This window comes from Paraburkholderia pallida (genome assembly GCF_004524855.1).
GTDB lineage: Bacteria > Pseudomonadota > Gammaproteobacteria > Burkholderiales > Burkholderiaceae > Paraburkholderia > Paraburkholderia oxyphila.
Genome location: NZ_CP038148.1, coordinates 2,870,987 through 2,886,508 on the forward strand (window position 1 = coordinate 2,870,987; position 15,522 = coordinate 2,886,508).

The 15,522-nt window shown below is 64.4% G+C and carries 14 protein-coding genes, 1 tRNA gene and 1 rRNA gene; 9 read left to right on the top strand and 7 right to left on the bottom strand.

Annotated features, from left to right (window positions below):
* Window positions 1–10: 10 nt before the first annotated feature.
* Window positions 11–1,231, top strand: a complete 1,221-nt coding sequence (locus E1956_RS12985) for a CaiB/BaiF CoA transferase family protein (protein WP_134749426.1) — start codon at window positions 11–13, stop codon at window positions 1,229–1,231.
* Between the two features lie 37 nt (window positions 1,232–1,268).
* Here E1956_RS12985 and E1956_RS12990 read toward each other — a convergent pair whose 3' ends face one another.
* Complete coding sequence (locus E1956_RS12990) at window positions 1,269–1,853, bottom strand: RBBP9/YdeN family alpha/beta hydrolase (protein ID WP_134749429.1); 585 nt, start codon at window positions 1,851–1,853, stop codon at window positions 1,269–1,271.
* A gap of 159 nt (window positions 1,854–2,012) precedes the next feature.
* On the opposite strand from E1956_RS12990, the gene E1956_RS12995 reads away from it, so the two are divergent.
* Complete coding sequence (locus E1956_RS12995; RefSeq protein WP_134749432.1) at window positions 2,013–3,737, top strand: glutamine--tRNA ligase/YqeY domain fusion protein; 1,725 nt, start codon at window positions 2,013–2,015, stop codon at window positions 3,735–3,737.
* 147 nt (window positions 3,738–3,884) lie between these two features.
* Here E1956_RS12995 and E1956_RS13000 read toward each other — a convergent pair whose 3' ends face one another.
* A complete protein-coding gene (locus tag E1956_RS13000; RefSeq protein WP_134749434.1) occupies window positions 3,885–4,373 on the bottom strand; it encodes an NUDIX hydrolase in 489 nt (162 codons plus the stop codon).
* A complete protein-coding gene (locus E1956_RS13005) occupies window positions 4,342–4,728 on the bottom strand; it encodes a hypothetical protein (RefSeq protein ID WP_134749437.1) in 387 nt (128 codons plus the stop codon). The genes E1956_RS13000 and E1956_RS13005 overlap by 32 nt, the downstream gene beginning before the upstream one ends.
* A gap of 255 nt (window positions 4,729–4,983) precedes the next feature.
* Between E1956_RS13005 and E1956_RS13010 the strand changes: the two genes are divergently transcribed.
* Window positions 4,984–5,226 (top strand): hypothetical protein, encoded by a 243-nt coding sequence (locus E1956_RS13010; RefSeq protein ID WP_134749439.1) that lies wholly within the window; start codon window positions 4,984–4,986, stop codon window positions 5,224–5,226.
* A 30-nt stretch (window positions 5,227–5,256) separates the two neighbouring features.
* Here E1956_RS13010 and E1956_RS13015 read toward each other — a convergent pair whose 3' ends face one another.
* Window positions 5,257–6,735, bottom strand: a complete 1,479-nt coding sequence (locus tag E1956_RS13015) for a cytochrome-c peroxidase (RefSeq protein WP_418789221.1) — start codon at window positions 6,733–6,735, stop codon at window positions 5,257–5,259.
* 290 nt (window positions 6,736–7,025) lie between these two features.
* Here E1956_RS13015 and E1956_RS13020 point away from each other — a divergent pair, with 290 nt between their 5' ends.
* Window positions 7,026–8,609 (top strand): acid phosphatase, encoded by a 1,584-nt coding sequence (locus tag E1956_RS13020; protein WP_197732790.1) that lies wholly within the window; start codon window positions 7,026–7,028, stop codon window positions 8,607–8,609.
* Between the two features lie 144 nt (window positions 8,610–8,753).
* On the opposite strand, the gene E1956_RS13025 is transcribed toward E1956_RS13020, so the two are convergent.
* Both E1956_RS13025 and E1956_RS13030 read right to left on the bottom strand, forming a co-directional pair.
* Window positions 8,754–8,830: transfer RNA gene (locus tag E1956_RS13025), tRNA-Arg, on the bottom strand.
* Between the two features lie 170 nt (window positions 8,831–9,000).
* On the bottom strand, window positions 9,001–9,828 hold the full coding sequence (locus tag E1956_RS13030) for an undecaprenyl-diphosphate phosphatase (protein ID WP_134749442.1): 828 nt from the start codon (window positions 9,826–9,828) through the stop codon (window positions 9,001–9,003).
* Between the two features lie 628 nt (window positions 9,829–10,456).
* Between E1956_RS13030 and E1956_RS13035 the strand changes: the two genes are divergently transcribed.
* The 5 genes from E1956_RS13035 (at window position 10,457) to E1956_RS46115 (ending at window position 15,169) form a co-directional block, all read left to right on the top strand.
* Window positions 10,457–11,368 carry an aldose epimerase family protein gene (locus E1956_RS13035; protein ID WP_134749444.1) on the top strand — a complete coding sequence of 304 codons (912 nt, stop codon included), beginning with the start codon at window positions 10,457–10,459 and terminating at the stop codon, window positions 11,366–11,368.
* 161 nt (window positions 11,369–11,529) lie between these two features.
* Window positions 11,530–12,222, top strand: coding sequence for a peptidoglycan DD-metalloendopeptidase family protein (locus E1956_RS13040; RefSeq protein ID WP_335929916.1), 693 nt, complete (start codon window positions 11,530–11,532; stop codon window positions 12,220–12,222).
* 761 nt (window positions 12,223–12,983) lie between these two features.
* Window positions 12,984–13,307 carry a DUF2288 domain-containing protein gene (locus E1956_RS13045; protein WP_134749450.1) on the top strand — a complete coding sequence of 108 codons (324 nt, stop codon included), beginning with the start codon at window positions 12,984–12,986 and terminating at the stop codon, window positions 13,305–13,307.
* Between the two features lie 50 nt (window positions 13,308–13,357).
* On the top strand, window positions 13,358–14,659 hold the full coding sequence (locus E1956_RS13050) for an MATE family efflux transporter (protein ID WP_232071437.1): 1,302 nt from the start codon (window positions 13,358–13,360) through the stop codon (window positions 14,657–14,659).
* Window positions 14,660–14,995: 336 nt separating this feature from the next.
* On the top strand, window positions 14,996–15,169 hold the full coding sequence (locus E1956_RS46115) for a hypothetical protein (protein WP_165976554.1): 174 nt from the start codon (window positions 14,996–14,998) through the stop codon (window positions 15,167–15,169).
* A gap of 215 nt (window positions 15,170–15,384) precedes the next feature.
* Here the strand turns inward: E1956_RS46115 and rrf are convergent.
* Window positions 15,385–15,498 (bottom strand): 5S ribosomal RNA (gene rrf / locus E1956_RS13055).
* Window positions 15,499–15,522 lie beyond the last annotated feature (24 nt).

Here is a 15,522-nt window from a genome sequence, read left to right on the forward strand (position 1 = left end):
AAGACATAGCATGGGCGCTCTCAGCCATATCCGCGTACTCGATCTGACCCGCGTCCTTGCCGGACCGTGGTGCGCACAGACCCTCGCCGACTTCGGCGCCGACGTGATCAAAGTGGAGCGCCCCGGCGCCGGCGACGACACGCGCCACTGGGGGCCTCCGTACATGAAGACTCCAGACGGCCAGGACACCGCGGAAGCCGCCTACTATCTCGCGCCGAACCGCAACAAGCGCTCGGTGACGCTCGACATCGCGACGCCCGAGGGCCAGCGCATCGTGCGCGAGCTCGCCGCGCAGAGCGACGTCGTGCTGGAGAACTACAAGGTCGGGCAGTTGAAGAAGTACGGTCTCGACTACGAGTCGCTGCGCGCCGTGAAGCCCGATCTCGTCTACTGCTCGGTGACGGGCTTCGGCCAGACCGGGCCGTACGCGCCGCGCGCGGGCTATGACTTCATCGTGCAAGGCATGGGCGGCTTCATGAGCATCACGGGCGAACGCGACAGCCTGCCGGGTGGCGGCCCGCAAAAGGCGGGCGTCGCGATCGCCGACCTCATGACCGGCATGTACGCGACCATCGCCGTGCTCACGGCGCTTGCACACCGCGACCGCACGGGCATCGGCCAGTACATCGACATGGCGCTGCTCGACGTGCAGGTGGCCATGCTCGCGAACATGAACACGAACTACCTCGCGAGCGGCACGCCGCCGGTGCGCTGGGGCAACGCGCATCCGAACATCGTGCCCTATCAGGCGTTCCAGACGAGCGACAGCTGGATCATTCTCGCGGTGGGCAACGACGGGCAGTTCCGCAAGTTCGTCGAGGTCGCGGGCCGCCCCGAGCTCGCCGACGACGAGCGCTTCGCGACCAATCCCGCGCGCGTGCGCCATCGCGAGACGCTGGTGCCGATCGTGGCCGAGCTGATCCGCACGCGCACCAAGGCCGACTGGATTGGCGCGCTCGAAGGCGCGGGCGTGCCGTGCGGGCCGATCAACAACCTCGCGGAAGTGTTCGAGAACGAGCAGGTGGTCGCGCGCGGCATGCAGGTGGACGTGCCGCACCCGTCGGGCGCGACGGCGCGGCTCGTGCGCAACCCCATCCGCATGAGCGAAACGCCGCCCGTCGTGACCAGCCATCCGCCGACTTTGGGCGAGCACACCGCGCAGGTGCTGCGCGACGTGCTCGGCTACGGCGAGGAGCAGGTAGCGGCGCTGCGGAGCCAGGGCGTGGTCTAGAGCACGGATGCCCACGCCGCGGGACGCCGCGTGGGCGTCAACCCTCCCCGCCCCTCTTCATCGCCATCAGCCACTCGTACCCCTGTGGCCAGTCCCCAAGGCCGCTCTCGGCATTGATATGCCCGCGCAAGCCGATGTCGATCCACCGGCTGCCCCACGCCTTCGCGCAGCGCTCTGAAAACGCCAACCCGCCATAAGGATCATCGCGGCTCGCGACCACGATGCTCACGAACGGCAGCACCGGCGCCGCTTCGAGCGGCACCGGATCGAAGCCGCGCGCATCGCGCGGGAACGCGGGGCCGTGCGGGTCGGGCACGGCCACCAGCAGCGCACCGGCGACCTTCGCGAGCGTCGCCGCGCTCGCGTGACGCGCCGCCCAATGCGCGACCGTGAGACAGCCGAGGCTGTGCGCCGCCAGCCGCACGCCGCCCTCGCCCGCCGGATCGGCGCGCAATGTGGCTTCGAGCGTGCGGCACCACGCGTCGCAATCGGGATGCATCCAGTCGGGCATCGAAACGCGCGCAAACCCCGCGTGCGCCGCCTCCCAGCGCGTCTGCCAGTGCCCCGGCCCCGAGTTCATGTAGCCGGGCAACACCAGCACCCGTGGTTCGTTCATCGTCATTCTTTCCCTTGCACGCAATCGGTCAAATGAGCGGCCCGCGCCACGCCCGCGAGCCGGGACTGGCAGGCCTGGTTTCGTCAGGTAGAATGGAAGGCACTACCGGGCGCCGGGTAGCGACTTTCCTTATGTACCGCGCCCTCGAACGACTTCCCTTTTCGCATGAATACCGAACGTAAAGACGCCGACCGCACGGACGCGCCTGCGGCATCCAATTTCATCCGCAACATCATCGACGACGACAACCGCTCGGGCAAGTGGGCGCAGCGTGTGGAAACGCGCTTCCCGCCGGAGCCGAACGGCTATCTGCATATCGGCCACGCGAAGAGCATCTGCCTGAACTTCGGCGTCGCGCAAAGCTATGGCGGCGTGTGCCACCTGCGCTTCGACGACACCAATCCTGAAAAGGAAAGCGTCGAGTATGTCGACTCGATCATCGACGCCGTCACCTGGCTCGGCTTCGAGTGGAAGAAAGAGCATGACGATCGCGACTACCTGTTCTACGCGAGCGACTATTACGACAAGCTCTACGAATTCGCCGAGCTGCTGATCCAGCGCGGCAAGGCCTACGTGGACAGCCAGTCGCCGGAAGAGATGCGCGCGAACCGCGGCTCGGCCACGGAAGCCGGCAAGAACTCGCCGTTCCGCGATCGTTCCGTCGACGAAAACCTCGACCTGTTCCGCCGCATGAAGGCCGGCGAGTTCGAGGAAGGCGCGCACGTGCTGCGCGCGAAGATCGACATGGCGTCGCCGAACTTCAACATGCGCGACCCCGTGATCTACCGCATCCGCTTCGCGCATCACTACCGTACCGGCGACAAATGGTGCGTGTATCCGATGTACGACTACACGCACTGCATCTCGGACGCGCTCGAGAACATCACGCACTCGCTGTGCACGCTCGAGTTCGAAGACCATCGCCCGCTCTACGACTGGGTGCTCAACGAACTAGCCGACGCCGGTGTCTTCACGCGCCCGCTGCCGCAGCAAATCGAGTTTTCGCGCCTCAACCTGACCTACGCGATCACCAGCAAGCGCAAGCTGCTGCAACTGGTGACCGAAGGCCACGTGGACGGCTGGGACGACCCGCGCATGCCCACCATCGTCGGCGTGCGCCGGCGCGGCTTCACGCCCGAAGCGATCCGCCTCTTCTGCGAGCGCATCGGCGTGACGAAGATCGATTCGTGGATCGACATGAGCGTGTTCGAAGGCGCGCTGCGCGACGACCTCGACGACAAGGCGCCGCGCACGGCCGCCGTGCTCGACCCGCTCAAGCTCATCATCGACAACTATCCGGAAGGCCAGAGCGAAGACTGCACGGCGCCCGTGCATCCGCACCATCCGGAGCGCGGCCTGCGCACGTTCCCGATCTCGCGCGAGCTGTGGATCGAGCGCGAAGACTTCAACGAGACGCCGCCCAAGGGCTATTTCCGCCTGTTCCCGGGCAACAAGGTGCGCCTGCGCTACGGCTTCGTGATCGAATGCACGGGCGCGGACAAGGACGAGAACGGCAACGTGATCGCCGTGCACTGCAACTACTACCCGGACAGCAAGTCGGGCACCGAAGGCGCGAACAACTACAAGGTCAAGGGCAACATCCACTGGGTGAGCGCGGCGCATGCGTGCCCGGCCGAAGTGCGCCTCTACGACCGCCTGTTCCGCGAAGAGCAGCCCGACGCGGGCGGCCGCGACTTCCTCGAGGCGCTCAACCCGAATTCCAAGCGCGTGGTGCAAGCGTATCTGGAGCCGGGCGCGCGCGACGCGGCGCCGGAAGACCGCTATCAGTTCGAGCGTCACGGCTACTTCGTCGCCGACCGCTACGACTCGAAGCCGGGCGCGCCGGTGTTCAACCGCATCGTGGGCCTGCGCGACAGCTGGGGCAAGTAAGCACGCCAAAGCGGCCACAGGCCGCGCCGCAACGAGCGCAAAAAGCAAAAAGCCCGCACGTTCCAATGCGGGCTTTTTCTATTTCTGCTGCCGATGCGGGCGGCTCGGCGGCGCCGCGGCAATCAACGCAGCAATCGAATGCGCCAGTCAAACGCGCTCATGCAGCGCGGCGAGCGAGAGCGTCGTGCCGAAGAGCCGCGCGAGGCTGCGGCTCGCGTACTGGTCGACGTCGGCGGGCGCGACCCATAACCAGGCATCCATCTCGGGAATCATCACGCCGTCGTACCGGCGCGGGAAAAGCGACACGCAACGGCATTGCGAGAGGTCGAGTTCCGCGGCCTGCGCGCGGGCGGCGAACAGATGCAAATCCTTGTCGCGCCGATACGCAAAGCGCCCGAGATCAACGAGCCGCGACGCGTCGATCGCAATGCCGGTCTCCTCGACCATCTCGCGCAGCGCGCTTTGCGCCTCGGTTTCGCCCGGCTCGCCCTGCCCCTTCGGAATGTCCCAGTGACCGGTGCCGGTCGCGTGCGCAAGGAGCACACGTCCGGCAGGATCAAGCAGCACGATGCCGCATGAGACGATCTTGCCGTTCACTGCGTGATCAGTGCTTCTTCTGGTAGACCCAGGCGCCATCGCCCACGCGGCAGAACTGCGGACGCAAAGTCATCGTCTGACCCTTGGCACTCACGACCACGTCCGAGTCACGGCAAGTCTTGTCGCCGTCCTGCGCCGTCTTGGTTGGCGTGATGGTGGCGTCGATCTTCACGGGGTTGCGCAGACCTTCGTTGCTCCAGTTGACGGTTTCGCCATCCTTCTTGGTGGCCACGGCGTCGCGCACGGCATGGGTGAGCGAGTCGTAGTCCGCCTGCTTCATCCAGCTGGCCGGCGTGTCGTTGAGAAAGCCCAGATTGGCGGCGTGGGCGGCCGGGCCGGCCGCAAGCAGGAACAAGCCAGCGAGGCCTGACAGGATACGGGGCGATTTCAACATTGGACGTTCTCCCTAAAGGGCAATGGGGGGCAATTGAGTGGCAATTGGGCAATCGTTATTCGCGAAAAAGGATAACACGCACCCTATTTTTACCTTGCCCTGGATGGCGGCGTATTGCCGTGCAAGGCCCGCGTGGGCAAGGACTTTCGGCTTTGCAACCCGATCGCGATTCGGATTGATCTGATAGCGACTCGGGAAAGCGTCCCATAAGCTTTTGACAGTCAATCGCTTACGCACTAATAGGCATTTTCTGTCATGACTTACGCCATCGCCCTACGGATCTTTGCCGTGGTGCTGTCGCTGCTGTGCATCGGCCTCATGGCCATGATCGCCCAGCATACCCAAAAACCACAGCTCGACTCGTCCGCGTCGCCCTACGCCATTCGCCTCGACGCCGCGCCGCGCTGGCCCGAGACCGTCGTGCGCGGCGGCTTCATCTGCCTGCTCGTCTCATTCGTCGTGCTCACCGTCACCTGCATGCTGATCGCGCGTATCTGACGGAGCGCACACGGCGCACGGCAGGCGCCCTCAATGCGCCGAAGGCTGCCAGCCGTCGGTGAGCGTGCCCAGGAACGCAATCACGTCCTTGATCTCGGCGTCGGAAAAGACCGGCGCGTCCCCTGGCTTGCGATCGAACGGCGCATCGGTATTGAGGTTCACCCAGTATCGGCGCGGCAGGTCGTCGAACTTGCGCACCTTGCCCTTCACCACCGGATAGAACTCCTCCGGATTCGTATCGCGCCGCGCGTAGAAGTGCATCACGTCCTCCAGCGAGTGGTAGATGCCGTTGTGGAAGAACGTCTTCTTGAGCGCGACGTTGCGCAGCGTCGGCGTGCGGAAGAGCCCGCAGAATTCGGCACGGCCGCCCAGGTCGGTACGCTCCGGGCCACACGCACCCAAATCGTAGAAGCGCGGATCGCGATTCACCGCGAGCGCGCGATTGCGCGGCACGCCAACCGCGATCAGGCCGAAGTCGCTGAACTGGGGCGGCGAGCCGTCTTTCGCGCGCTGACTGATATGGCAGCTCGCGCAATTGCCCTTCTTCTCGTCGTTGAACAATTGCAGGCCGCGCAGTTCCGCCGCGGTGAGCGTCGTCTTGCCCGCGAGATACGCGTCGTACTTGCTCGTGTACGGATAGAACACGTCCGGAGCCTGCTCGAAGGTCTCCAGCGACTTCAACACGGCGTTGAAGGTGGCGTCCTCGTCGTCGAAGATCTGCGCGCCGAACGCCTCGCGAAACGCGTCGGCGTAGGGCGCCGCGCGCACCGCTTCGGCCACCTTGCGCGGCGTGCTGGCCATCTCGAAGGACGAGAGCAGCGGGATGCGCGCCTGGTCCGAGCCGCGATCGACGCGGCCATCCCAGGTGAGACCGCCAGTTGGCCCCGCGTCGATGCTCTCGTCGCCTTCGTCGTCAGAGTCGTGATAGTGCTCCGTGAACGACGGGACGGCCTGCAGATACTTGAGCGTCGGCACCGCGCGCATGCCCGGGCGACGCATGTCCACGCCGCCGATCTGCACGTCGAGCGCGTTGGCCGGCGTGAAGGCGCGGTCGGGATTGTGGCAGGTCGCGCACGACATCTTGCCCGAGCCCGAAAGCGAGGGATCGAAGAACATCTGCTTGCCGAGCGCCGTCATGCGGCGCACCTGAGCGTAGACCTCGGCGCGCGACTGGCCATGCGGCTGGCCATTCGAAACGCTGTACGGCTGGCCCGCTGGGCCTGCCTGCGGGCCAGGCGAAGACACGGCGATCTTCATCGGCTTGATGTCCGTCAGGTTGTTCGTGCCGGCTGGGTTGCGGGCGTCCGCATCACGCGCACTGCCCGCGCGACTCGCTCCTTGCACAGCGCTGCCAGCGGGCTCCGTCTGGGACGTGCCGCCATCGCACGCCGCCAGCAATGCCAGCACGCCGGCCGCAACAAACAGCCGGCCATAACGGCCTGGCCCCGCTGCGGGCATGGGCGAGCGCTTCTGAGTGCGCGTCGAGCGGCGCGCCAATCTATGCAACATGAACGGATCCCCGGAGCTTGCATGTGCGGCGCGCGTTCTGCCGAACGCCTTCGCGCCGCGGTTGTCGATGCACACCATCGCGTGTCGAAATCGCGAAAGCGTATGTCAATGACATGACGAGCCGATGACCAACCGTAAGCACGGAGTCATGCAATCACAGGGCTAATAAAAGCTAAACGTAATTATTTACATATGGCTGTCAAATTCCGTTGAGACACTGCGCGTCGCCCGATGGCCGGTGTCGTTCCCGCGCTGGCCGCCAAGGGGACCCCAACGCGAGAGAGAAAAGCATGATCAACAGAAAATGGTTCTACGCAACGCCGATCGCAGCGGCTGCGGCGGCGCTGGCCGTCGCGGCATGCGGCGGCAGCGGCGACAACAAGGCCGACCTGTCGTCGGTCAAGAACATCGTCGTGATCTACGCGGAAAACCGCAGCTTCGATAACCTGTACGGCAGCTTCCCCGGCGCCAACGGCCTGCAGAACGTGAGCGCGCAAAGCACCCAGCAGCTCGACCGCGATGGCTCGGTGCTCGCCACGCTGCCGACCGTCTGGAACGGCCTCACGCAAACGGGCGTCACGCCCGTGGTGACGGCGGCGATGACCGCGAACATGCCGAACGCCCCGTTCGCCATCGACGATCCGAAGGGCTACAACGCACCGCTCTCGGTGACGACGCGCGACCTCTATCACCGTTTTTACGAGAACCAGATGCAGATCCATGGCGGCAAGAACGACATGTTCGCCGCATGGGCCGACTCGGGCGGCCTCGTGATGGGCCACTACACGTCGAGCGCCGAAAAGCTGCCGCTCTGGAAGATCGCGCAGCAATACACGCTGGCCGACAACTTCTTCATGGGCGCGTTCGGCGGTTCGTTCCTGAACCACCAGTGGCTGGTGTGCGCATGCACGCCGTTCTATGCGAACGCGGACAAGAGCCCCGCAGCCGGCTCGATCTCGGCCGTCAACGCCGATGGCGTCTCGCTCACGCTCGCGTCGAACTCGCCGGCTTCGGCGCTCACCGGCATTCCGAAGTTCGTGAAGTCGGGCAACCTGACGCCCGACTTCTACGCGATCAACACGATGCAGCCGCCCTACCAGCCAAGCGGCAACGCGCCGGCTTCCGGCGGCGACACGAAGCTTGCCGACCCGAACGCGGCTTCGACGCTGCCGCCGCAAACGGCGCAGACCATCGGCGACCTGCTCTCGAATGCGGGTGTCTCGTGGGCGTGGTATGGCGGCGCATGGGGCGCGGCCGTGAGCGCGGCGCAGAACAGCACGTCGAACGTGATCTACGGCGCGAACATGACGGCGCCGAACTTCCAGCCGCATCATCAGCCGTTCAACTACTTCGCGAACTACGCGCCGGGCACCGACGCTCGCGCGAAGCACTTGCTCGACGGCGGCATGGACGGCAGCGAGTTCATCAAGGCAATCGACGCGGGCACGCTGCCGCAAGTGGCGTTCTACAAGCCCCAGGGCAACCTCAACGAGCACGCGGGCTATACCGACGTGGCGAGCGGCGACCAGCATATCGCCGACGTCATCGCGCATCTGCAGAAGAGCCCGCAGTGGAACAACATGGTCGTGGTGGTGACGTACGACGAGAATGGCGGATTCTGGGATCACGTCGCGCCGCCCAAGGGCGACCGCTGGGGGCCGGGGTCGCGGATTCCGGCGCTTGTCATCTCGCCGTATGCGAAGAAGGGCTACGTCGATCATACGCAGTACGACACGACTTCGATCCTGCGGCTGATCACGCGGCGATTCTCGCTGCCGACGCTGTCCGGGCTCACCGCGCGCGATGCCGCGCTCAAGAGCAACGGCGCGCCGGCTATGGGCGATTTGACTAATTCGCTTGATTTGAAGCTTTAAACGATCACGTCATCCACGGCTGGATATGAGGGCGTCCAGCTTTTCGTCGGGCAGCTTGGGCTGCCCGGTTTTTTTATTGATGCGTGTATGTGGGCGGTAAAGGAAAACGGGCTACAAGCGCAAGCTTGTAGCCCGTTTTGTATCTGGCGCGACAGGAGGGGCTCGAACCCCCGACCCTCGGCTTAGAAGGCCGATGCTCTATCCAGCTGAGCTACTGTCGCTTGAGTGATCTGCGAGGCCGGCGCGCGCGATGCGCACCTGAAACGCAGCCCATCCGCGCTCGCGCCATGGGCACGGACTCAGACGGGCGTGGATTATACCGCGTTCGGCCCTCGCCGGCCCTGCCCTATAAGGCACGCACCGCCCGCAGCGCGAAGCGGCGCGCGCACCATCAAACCTGCGGATGCATCACAAACCAGCCGAGGAACACTGCGCCCGCAATCACGCAATACAACCCGAACGAAGCCAGACGGCCGCGCCCTTCGAAATAGCGCATCAGGAACTTCACGCTCAGCCACGCGGCGATGCCGGTCAGCACGCCACCCACCAGGGCCGTCACCAGCTGATCGTGTGCATGAAAGAGCTTCGGCAGTTCGAGCAAACCCGCCGCGAAGATGATCGGCGTGCCAAGCAGGAACGAGAACTCGGCGGCCTTCTCGGTCGTGAGACCCGCGGCATTGCCGGCGATCATCGTCAGGCCGCTACGCGAAAAGCCGGGAATCAGCGCACCAATCTGCGCGAGGCCCACCAGAAACGCCTGGCGGAACGTGAGCTTCTCGGGCGGGCGATGTGCGCGTGCCCGTTGCAGACGATCGCCGAACCACAGCAGTACGCCGTTCACCATCAGCGCCGCGGCAACGATCCGCAGGTCGTGGAAGATCGCCTCGATGCGCTTTTCGAGCACGAGGCCGACGAGGCCCGCCGGAATCGTCCCGATGATGAGTGCCCACATCATGTGGCCGTCATCGTTCTTGCGGCCCGCAAGCGAAGCAAAGAAGCCGCTGATGAGCGCAACCCAGCGCGCGCGGAAATACCAGAGCAGCGCGACGGCCGTACCCAGATGCAGCGCGACGAGGAATGGCAGCAGTTGCGGGGCGTGCTTGTCGATGTGCATGCCGAACAGCGGCGGCACGAGCAGGGTATGGCCGAGACTGCTGACGGGGAAAAGCTCCGTGACACCTTGCAGCACGCTCAGGAAAAACAGGAACGAGAGACTCACGCGGGGGATCCTCGGGATGGTTGGACGAGTGCCGGACCATCGCGGGGGACGGTGCGGCAAGGCGCACCGATTATGCCTGGCCCGAATTGCAGCGCCAAGCGTTGGGACTCATTTGTCTGAAAAGTTACCGCGCTGCAACAAAATAGTGCGGGGGAAAATGGGCGTCGTGGAACAGAATGACGTGCGGGTCGAGCGCGAACACGCCCGCTGGGTGGCCTGTTCGCGAGAGGGAGGATGTATGCGGAAAGCCGGCGCGAGGTCCGGCGAAAGAAATTCGAAAGGCTGGGATGCCGGTGCCCAGTTCGACTGGGCAATTAGCGGGTCAGCGGGCAACCTTGTAGAAGAAGTACGCGCTGCTCCCGATAAACAAACTGAACAGTCCCATCCCCATCGCCATAGCGAGATCCATTTTTTCGTCCTCCTTCTGTGTCGCTACGTGCGCAAACGCACGGTTGAGGCCGATTATGGGCGAGCCCAAGCTTGCGCAACACCCACGATTTCCCGACGAGGGTTTTCACGCATCTGAAAGCGGCGCACAATCCCCGGGCGCGCCGGACGCCCGCGCGGCCTCGGCTTTGGCGCAGTTTGACCCTTGCCTACTCCACCCTTTTCGACTCGACGCCCGCCCATGGAATCACGCCCCCAGCAGGACATTCTCGAACTCACCAGCGGCGCCTCGACATTGCGCCTCGCGCCGTGGGCCGGCGCGCGGCTCGTCTCATGGCATGTCGGCGGCGAGCCGGTCATCCGCTGGCCCGACAACGCAAACTGGGATCAGCCGGCGCGCGTGCGCGGCGGCAATCCGCTGCTGTTCCCGTTTCTAGGACGCCATTTCGTCGATGGCCAGATCGGCCGCTGGCGCGACGCCCAAGGCGTCGTGCGCGAACTGCCAACGCACGGCTTTGCCCGCGATCTCCCGTTCACCGCCCAGTTCGACGCCGATGGACTCGGCGTGAGCATGACGCTGGTAGATTCCGCGGCCACGCGCAGCGGCTACCCGTTCGCGTTTCGCTTCGAGGCCGCGTACCGGCTCATCGATGAACGCACGCTCGACGTCGTGCTCACGGCGACGAACACCGGCGATGCGCCGCTGCCCTGCTACGCCGGCCATCACTTCTACTTCGAGCTGCCTCATGCGCAGCGCGCGCAAAGCACGCTCGACCTGCCGCCGACGCAGCGTCGTCATCAGTTGCCCGATGGCTCGATCAGCGCGCCGGAGCCCGGCGAGCCGCAGTATCGTCTCGACGATGCGCGGATCCAGGACCGCTTCCATGTGCTCGAGCCGTCGCCGCCTGCGTCGCCGGTGCGATTCGTCGCGCCGAGTCTCAAGCATGCGGTCACGATCGACCTCGACCGCCCGGGCTCGCTTGCCTGGTACGCCGTGACGACCTGGACCGAAGCGGCCGACTCCGACTTTTATTGCATCGAGCCGTGGCTCGGCCTGCCCGACGCGATCCACAATGGTCTCGGACTGCGCTGGCTCGCGCCGGGCGCAACCGAAACCGCCGCCTTGCGTCTGCATGTCGAAGCGCTCCGATAAGCGGCACGTCGACGCCATGCGTCCTGCGCCAGAAGCGATTCACTGGCCGATTCATCTGGTGAAACCGCAGGCGCGACGCCAAACCCGCTAGAATCAAACGTTTTGCCGGTACGGCTCCCCTCCCGGGACGAGCCACCGGCAGCGTCTTGCGAGGTTCAACGTTGGCAAAGGGATTTAGACGTTTCGCGTGCGCGGCGCTCGTCGCGCTGCTCGCCGCGTGCGGATCGGCTCCGGTCGGCCCCGGTTTCTACCGTGTGGAGCGCGGCGACACGGTCAGCAAAATCGCACGCAGCAACCGTCAATCGGTTTCGAACATCGTGCGCTGGAACAATCTGCCGAACCCCGACGCAATCGAAGTCGGGCAAGTGCTGCGCGTCGCGCCGCCGGCCGGCTCGTCGGCCGGCGCGCAGCGCACCGCACCGCGCGCGAGCACGCCTGCCGCGTCGGCCGCTCCCGACGCCGCGAGCACCGCGGCAGCACCCGCTTCGTCCATTTCGCTCGTCTGGCCGACCACCGGCCAGGTGATCCGCAACTTCGACGGACGCGACTCGAAGGGCATCGACATCGTCAACAGCGCCGGCACGCCCATCGTCGCCGCAGCGCCCGGCACGGTCGTGTACGCGGGCAATGGTCTGCGCGGCTACGGCAATCTGCTGATCATCAAGCATGATGGCGAATACCTCACGGCCTACGCGCACAATCAGGCGCTGTTCGTGAAGGAAGGCGAGACCGTGACGCAGGGGCAGAAGGTTGCCGAAATGGGCAGCAGCGACAGCGATCGCGTGATGCTGCATTTCGAGCTGCGCTATCAGGGACGCTCGATCGATCCTGCTCGCGATTTGCCGCCGCGCTGATCGGCTCCCTACGAGTGGTGTCTTCAAGGCCCGTTCGTGACTTTGCATGGTGGAAAAAAAATGCCCGGCATGGAGCCGGGCTAACGGGGGTTTGGCGCATATCGGCAAAGGACCGGTTTACCATGCGCCGAATGGCAATCTATCAACGCACCTCTGACGGCGCAATCACTTAATTAGATCGAAAATGTGTCGCGGCGCACGGATTATGTGCCGCATCAATTTCCGATGACGAATCAGCGTGCCGAAGTTACGGCATTCGCGCACGAAAATGCGCATTGCAGCGCGCTTTGCGCAATCGCCGGAAAAGCGGCGCAAAGGCTTGCGGGCTGGGCGCTTCACCGTAGCGGCCGCCGCGCCGGGAGAGCCGCGGCAGGCAGCATTTTCCCGCACTGCAATACTGCGCCTCGAAAGCGGTCGCGCGCGCTCTCATTTTGTGTGTAACCGCACAAATAAGTGCAATTATTCGCGGCCGTGGACTTTCTGAAACACCGAATTCAGGACGCGCGATTGACGTCTTTATTCAGACGTTTTGCTAATTTGCCGGTTTGCGCTTTTGTCCGATTAATCATCGTTAGTCGATTTGCATATGGGCTTTCTACTGCACATTGGCGTGCTCATTTCCTGATCGCCTGCCCCACTCACGCGGATCGTGCGGGTATGCAGCACGCTCTCGATCGATACCCGGCGCCGATGCCAGTCGACAGGCCGCCCGCCCGCAACCTATCGTTTATAGTAACGGCCGCAACTCCCTACCCAAGATCATGACTACCGACGCCACGACTCCCCACGACGACGCCCCTGGCCCGCTCTACGCCAAGTTGCTCGGCGAGACCGCCAAGATCGACTGGCAGGACCTCGAACGATTCTTCGCACAGGGCAAGCTGCTCGCGGTCGCGCGCGACCTCGACCTCGTGAGCGTCGCCGAAGCCATCGCCACCGACGACAGCACGCAAGTGACGCAATGGCTCTCCGCCGGCCTCGTCGAGCGCATGCAGGCCTCGACCGCCGCCGACTACGCCGCGCGCAAGCCGGAGCTCTGGGCGGTCGTGGTATCACCGTGGGTCTGCGTGCAGGAACGCAGTTGAGCGAGAATCTGGCACTTCCGGCGCGCCGTGGCTGGCATCGGCGCGTGTTGATGCTTGCCATTCCGATCGTCCTCGCGAATCTCACGCAGCCGATTCTCGGCGCCGTAGATACCGCCGTTGCCGGTCACCTGGGCAGCGCCGCCGATCTCGGCGGTGTGGCGCTCGGCGGCCTCTTTTTCAACTGCGTCTTCTGGGGCTTCGGCTTCCTGCGCATGGGCACCACCGGGCTCGTCGCGCAAGCCTTCGGCGCCGACGATCAGCCGGCATTGCGCGCAAACGTCGTGCGAGCATTGCTGCTTGCCTTTGGCATCGGTGCGCTGATCTTGCTGTTGCAGTCGCCGCTGATCCGCTATGTCCTCGAGTTGATCGGCGGCAGCGACGAAGTGCAGCGCAACGCGCGCCTCTATTGCCATGCACGCATCGGCTCGGCGCCGTTTGCGCTGGCGAACTATGTCGTGCTCGGCTACCTGCTTGGCACACAGCGCGTGCGTATCGCTCTGATCTCGCAAGTGCTCATCAACGTCGTCAACGTGATCGCCGTGCTTGCTTACGTCTATGGATTAGGCTGGGGCATTGCGGGGATAGGCGCGGCGACGGCCACCGCCGACACAGTCGGCTTTGCGTTCGGGGCGGCGGTACTTTGGCATCTGCGGCCGCGCGGCCTCGCGCCGCTCGTGTGGCGCACGATCGTCGAACCGGCGGCGCTCAAGCGCCTCATCGCGATCAATCGCGACATCTTTCTGCGCACGATGTGCCTGCTGGGATCGTTCGGCTGGTTCGCGCATGCGGGCGCAAGACAAGGCGATACCATCCTTGCAGCCAATGCGCTGCTGCTCAACTTTCAGACATTCATGGCATACGGGCTAGACGGCTTCGCTCACGCCGCTGAAGCGCTCGTGGGCGCTGCGATCGGCGCGCGCGACCGTGACGCCTTTCGGCAAGCGGTGAAGGTGAACCTCTTCTGGGCGACGCTCGGCGCGCTCGGATTCTCGGCGGTCTACTGGGGCGCCGGTACGTGGATCATCGACAAATTGACCGATCAACCCGCCGTGCGCGCTGCCGCGCAAACCTTTTTGCCATGGGCGGCGCTTTCGCCGCTCGTTTCGGTGTGGGGCTTCCTGCTCGATGGAGTATTCATCGGGGCCACGCGCACGCGTGAGTTGATGCAAGGAATGGCTGCCTCGCTGGTCGTGTTTCTCGCCGCTTCGTGGGCCCTTGTTGGCCCCTTCGGCAATCACGGGCTCTGGATCGCGCTGCTGATCTTCATGGCGGCACGCGGTTTGACCCTCTCCCCGCTACTGCCCCGGATCACCGGCGCCATTCAAGCCACCAAAGTGCAACAGGCGCCCTGAGGCGCCTGTTCTATCCGCTGATGCTCTACTGTGCCGGCGGCGTTTCGATCATCATCGGAGGACGATCGTCGGTCGGAACGCCGTGGTAGTCAGCAGGATCGTGGGGCGGCGGCCCGTGATGTTTGCTCGCTCCATCGTCGGCGCAAGCGGAAAGCAGTGCGGCCATTGCAATGGCCAGCCAGGCACGTGACATCAACGCAAACTCCCTCAAATAATGTTGCCATGCAGCAGTCTAACGTGTGCACCACACATTCGACGGCTCGCGAACATTGCTATTTTTTTCCTGCCTGGCTCTGTTCTAAGATACTCACATGGCTGCAACCGAAGGAGGCTGCCATGGATGCCGAAACTATTGCGGGTCTGATCGGTCTTGCTGTCGGTCTGCTGGTTCTGCTCGGGCTATCGATTTTCGAATCGCGTGCCTACAAGCAGGAGCACAACGGCGAGGGCATGATGCACCACTGGCTGGCCGAGCATCACGTGCTCGATCGTATGCGTCGCAGGCACTGAGTTGGCACATGGAGGCCGCCGAACGGTCTCCATGCATCTCGGTGAGCTTTCTTCCGGCGCGGCTGGATTAGCCAGCCGCGGGGGTGTTTTTGTTGCCCTGATCTGAGGCCTGAGCCTGAAAAGCTCAGCGCGCCTCTCGCAATTCCTTGCGCGTAAACGCCAGAACCCCGGTGCTCTTTCGGAGCCACCGGGGTTCTGGACGTACTGCATAAGGAGCCTGACGATTACCTACTTTCACACGGGCAATCCGCACTATCATCGGCGTAGAGTCGTTTCACGGTCCTGTTCGGGATGGGAAGGGGTGGGACCGACTCGCTATGGTCATCAGGCTTGACGGGTTGCTGCGTCGCGAT

Bases quoted from the DNA above. Each gene is read 5' to 3' on its own strand.
- E1956_RS12985 (WP_134749426.1), top strand. From the start codon at position 11: ATGGGCGCTCTCAGCCATATCCGCGTACTCGATCTGACCCGCGTCCTT.
- E1956_RS12990 (WP_134749429.1), bottom strand. From the start codon at position 1,853: ATGACGATGAACGAACCACGGGTGCTGGTGTTGCCCGGCTACATGAAC.
- E1956_RS12995 (WP_134749432.1), top strand. From the start codon at position 2,013: ATGAATACCGAACGTAAAGACGCCGACCGCACGGACGCGCCTGCGGCA.
- E1956_RS13000 (WP_134749434.1), bottom strand. From the start codon at position 4,373: ATGGCGCCTGGGTCTACCAGAAGAAGCACTGATCACGCAGTGAACGGC.
- E1956_RS13005 (WP_134749437.1), bottom strand. From the start codon at position 4,728: ATGTTGAAATCGCCCCGTATCCTGTCAGGCCTCGCTGGCTTGTTCCTG.
- E1956_RS13010 (WP_134749439.1), top strand. From the start codon at position 4,984: ATGACTTACGCCATCGCCCTACGGATCTTTGCCGTGGTGCTGTCGCTG.
- E1956_RS13015 (WP_418789221.1), bottom strand. From the start codon at position 6,735: ATGTTGCATAGATTGGCGCGCCGCTCGACGCGCACTCAGAAGCGCTCG.
- E1956_RS13020 (WP_197732790.1), top strand. From the start codon at position 7,026: ATGATCAACAGAAAATGGTTCTACGCAACGCCGATCGCAGCGGCTGCG.
- E1956_RS13035 (WP_134749444.1), top strand. From the start codon at position 10,457: ATGGAATCACGCCCCCAGCAGGACATTCTCGAACTCACCAGCGGCGCC.
- E1956_RS13045 (WP_134749450.1), top strand. From the start codon at position 12,984: ATGACTACCGACGCCACGACTCCCCACGACGACGCCCCTGGCCCGCTC.
- E1956_RS13050 (WP_232071437.1), top strand. From the start codon at position 13,358: ATGCTTGCCATTCCGATCGTCCTCGCGAATCTCACGCAGCCGATTCTC.
- E1956_RS46115 (WP_165976554.1), top strand. From the start codon at position 14,996: ATGGATGCCGAAACTATTGCGGGTCTGATCGGTCTTGCTGTCGGTCTG.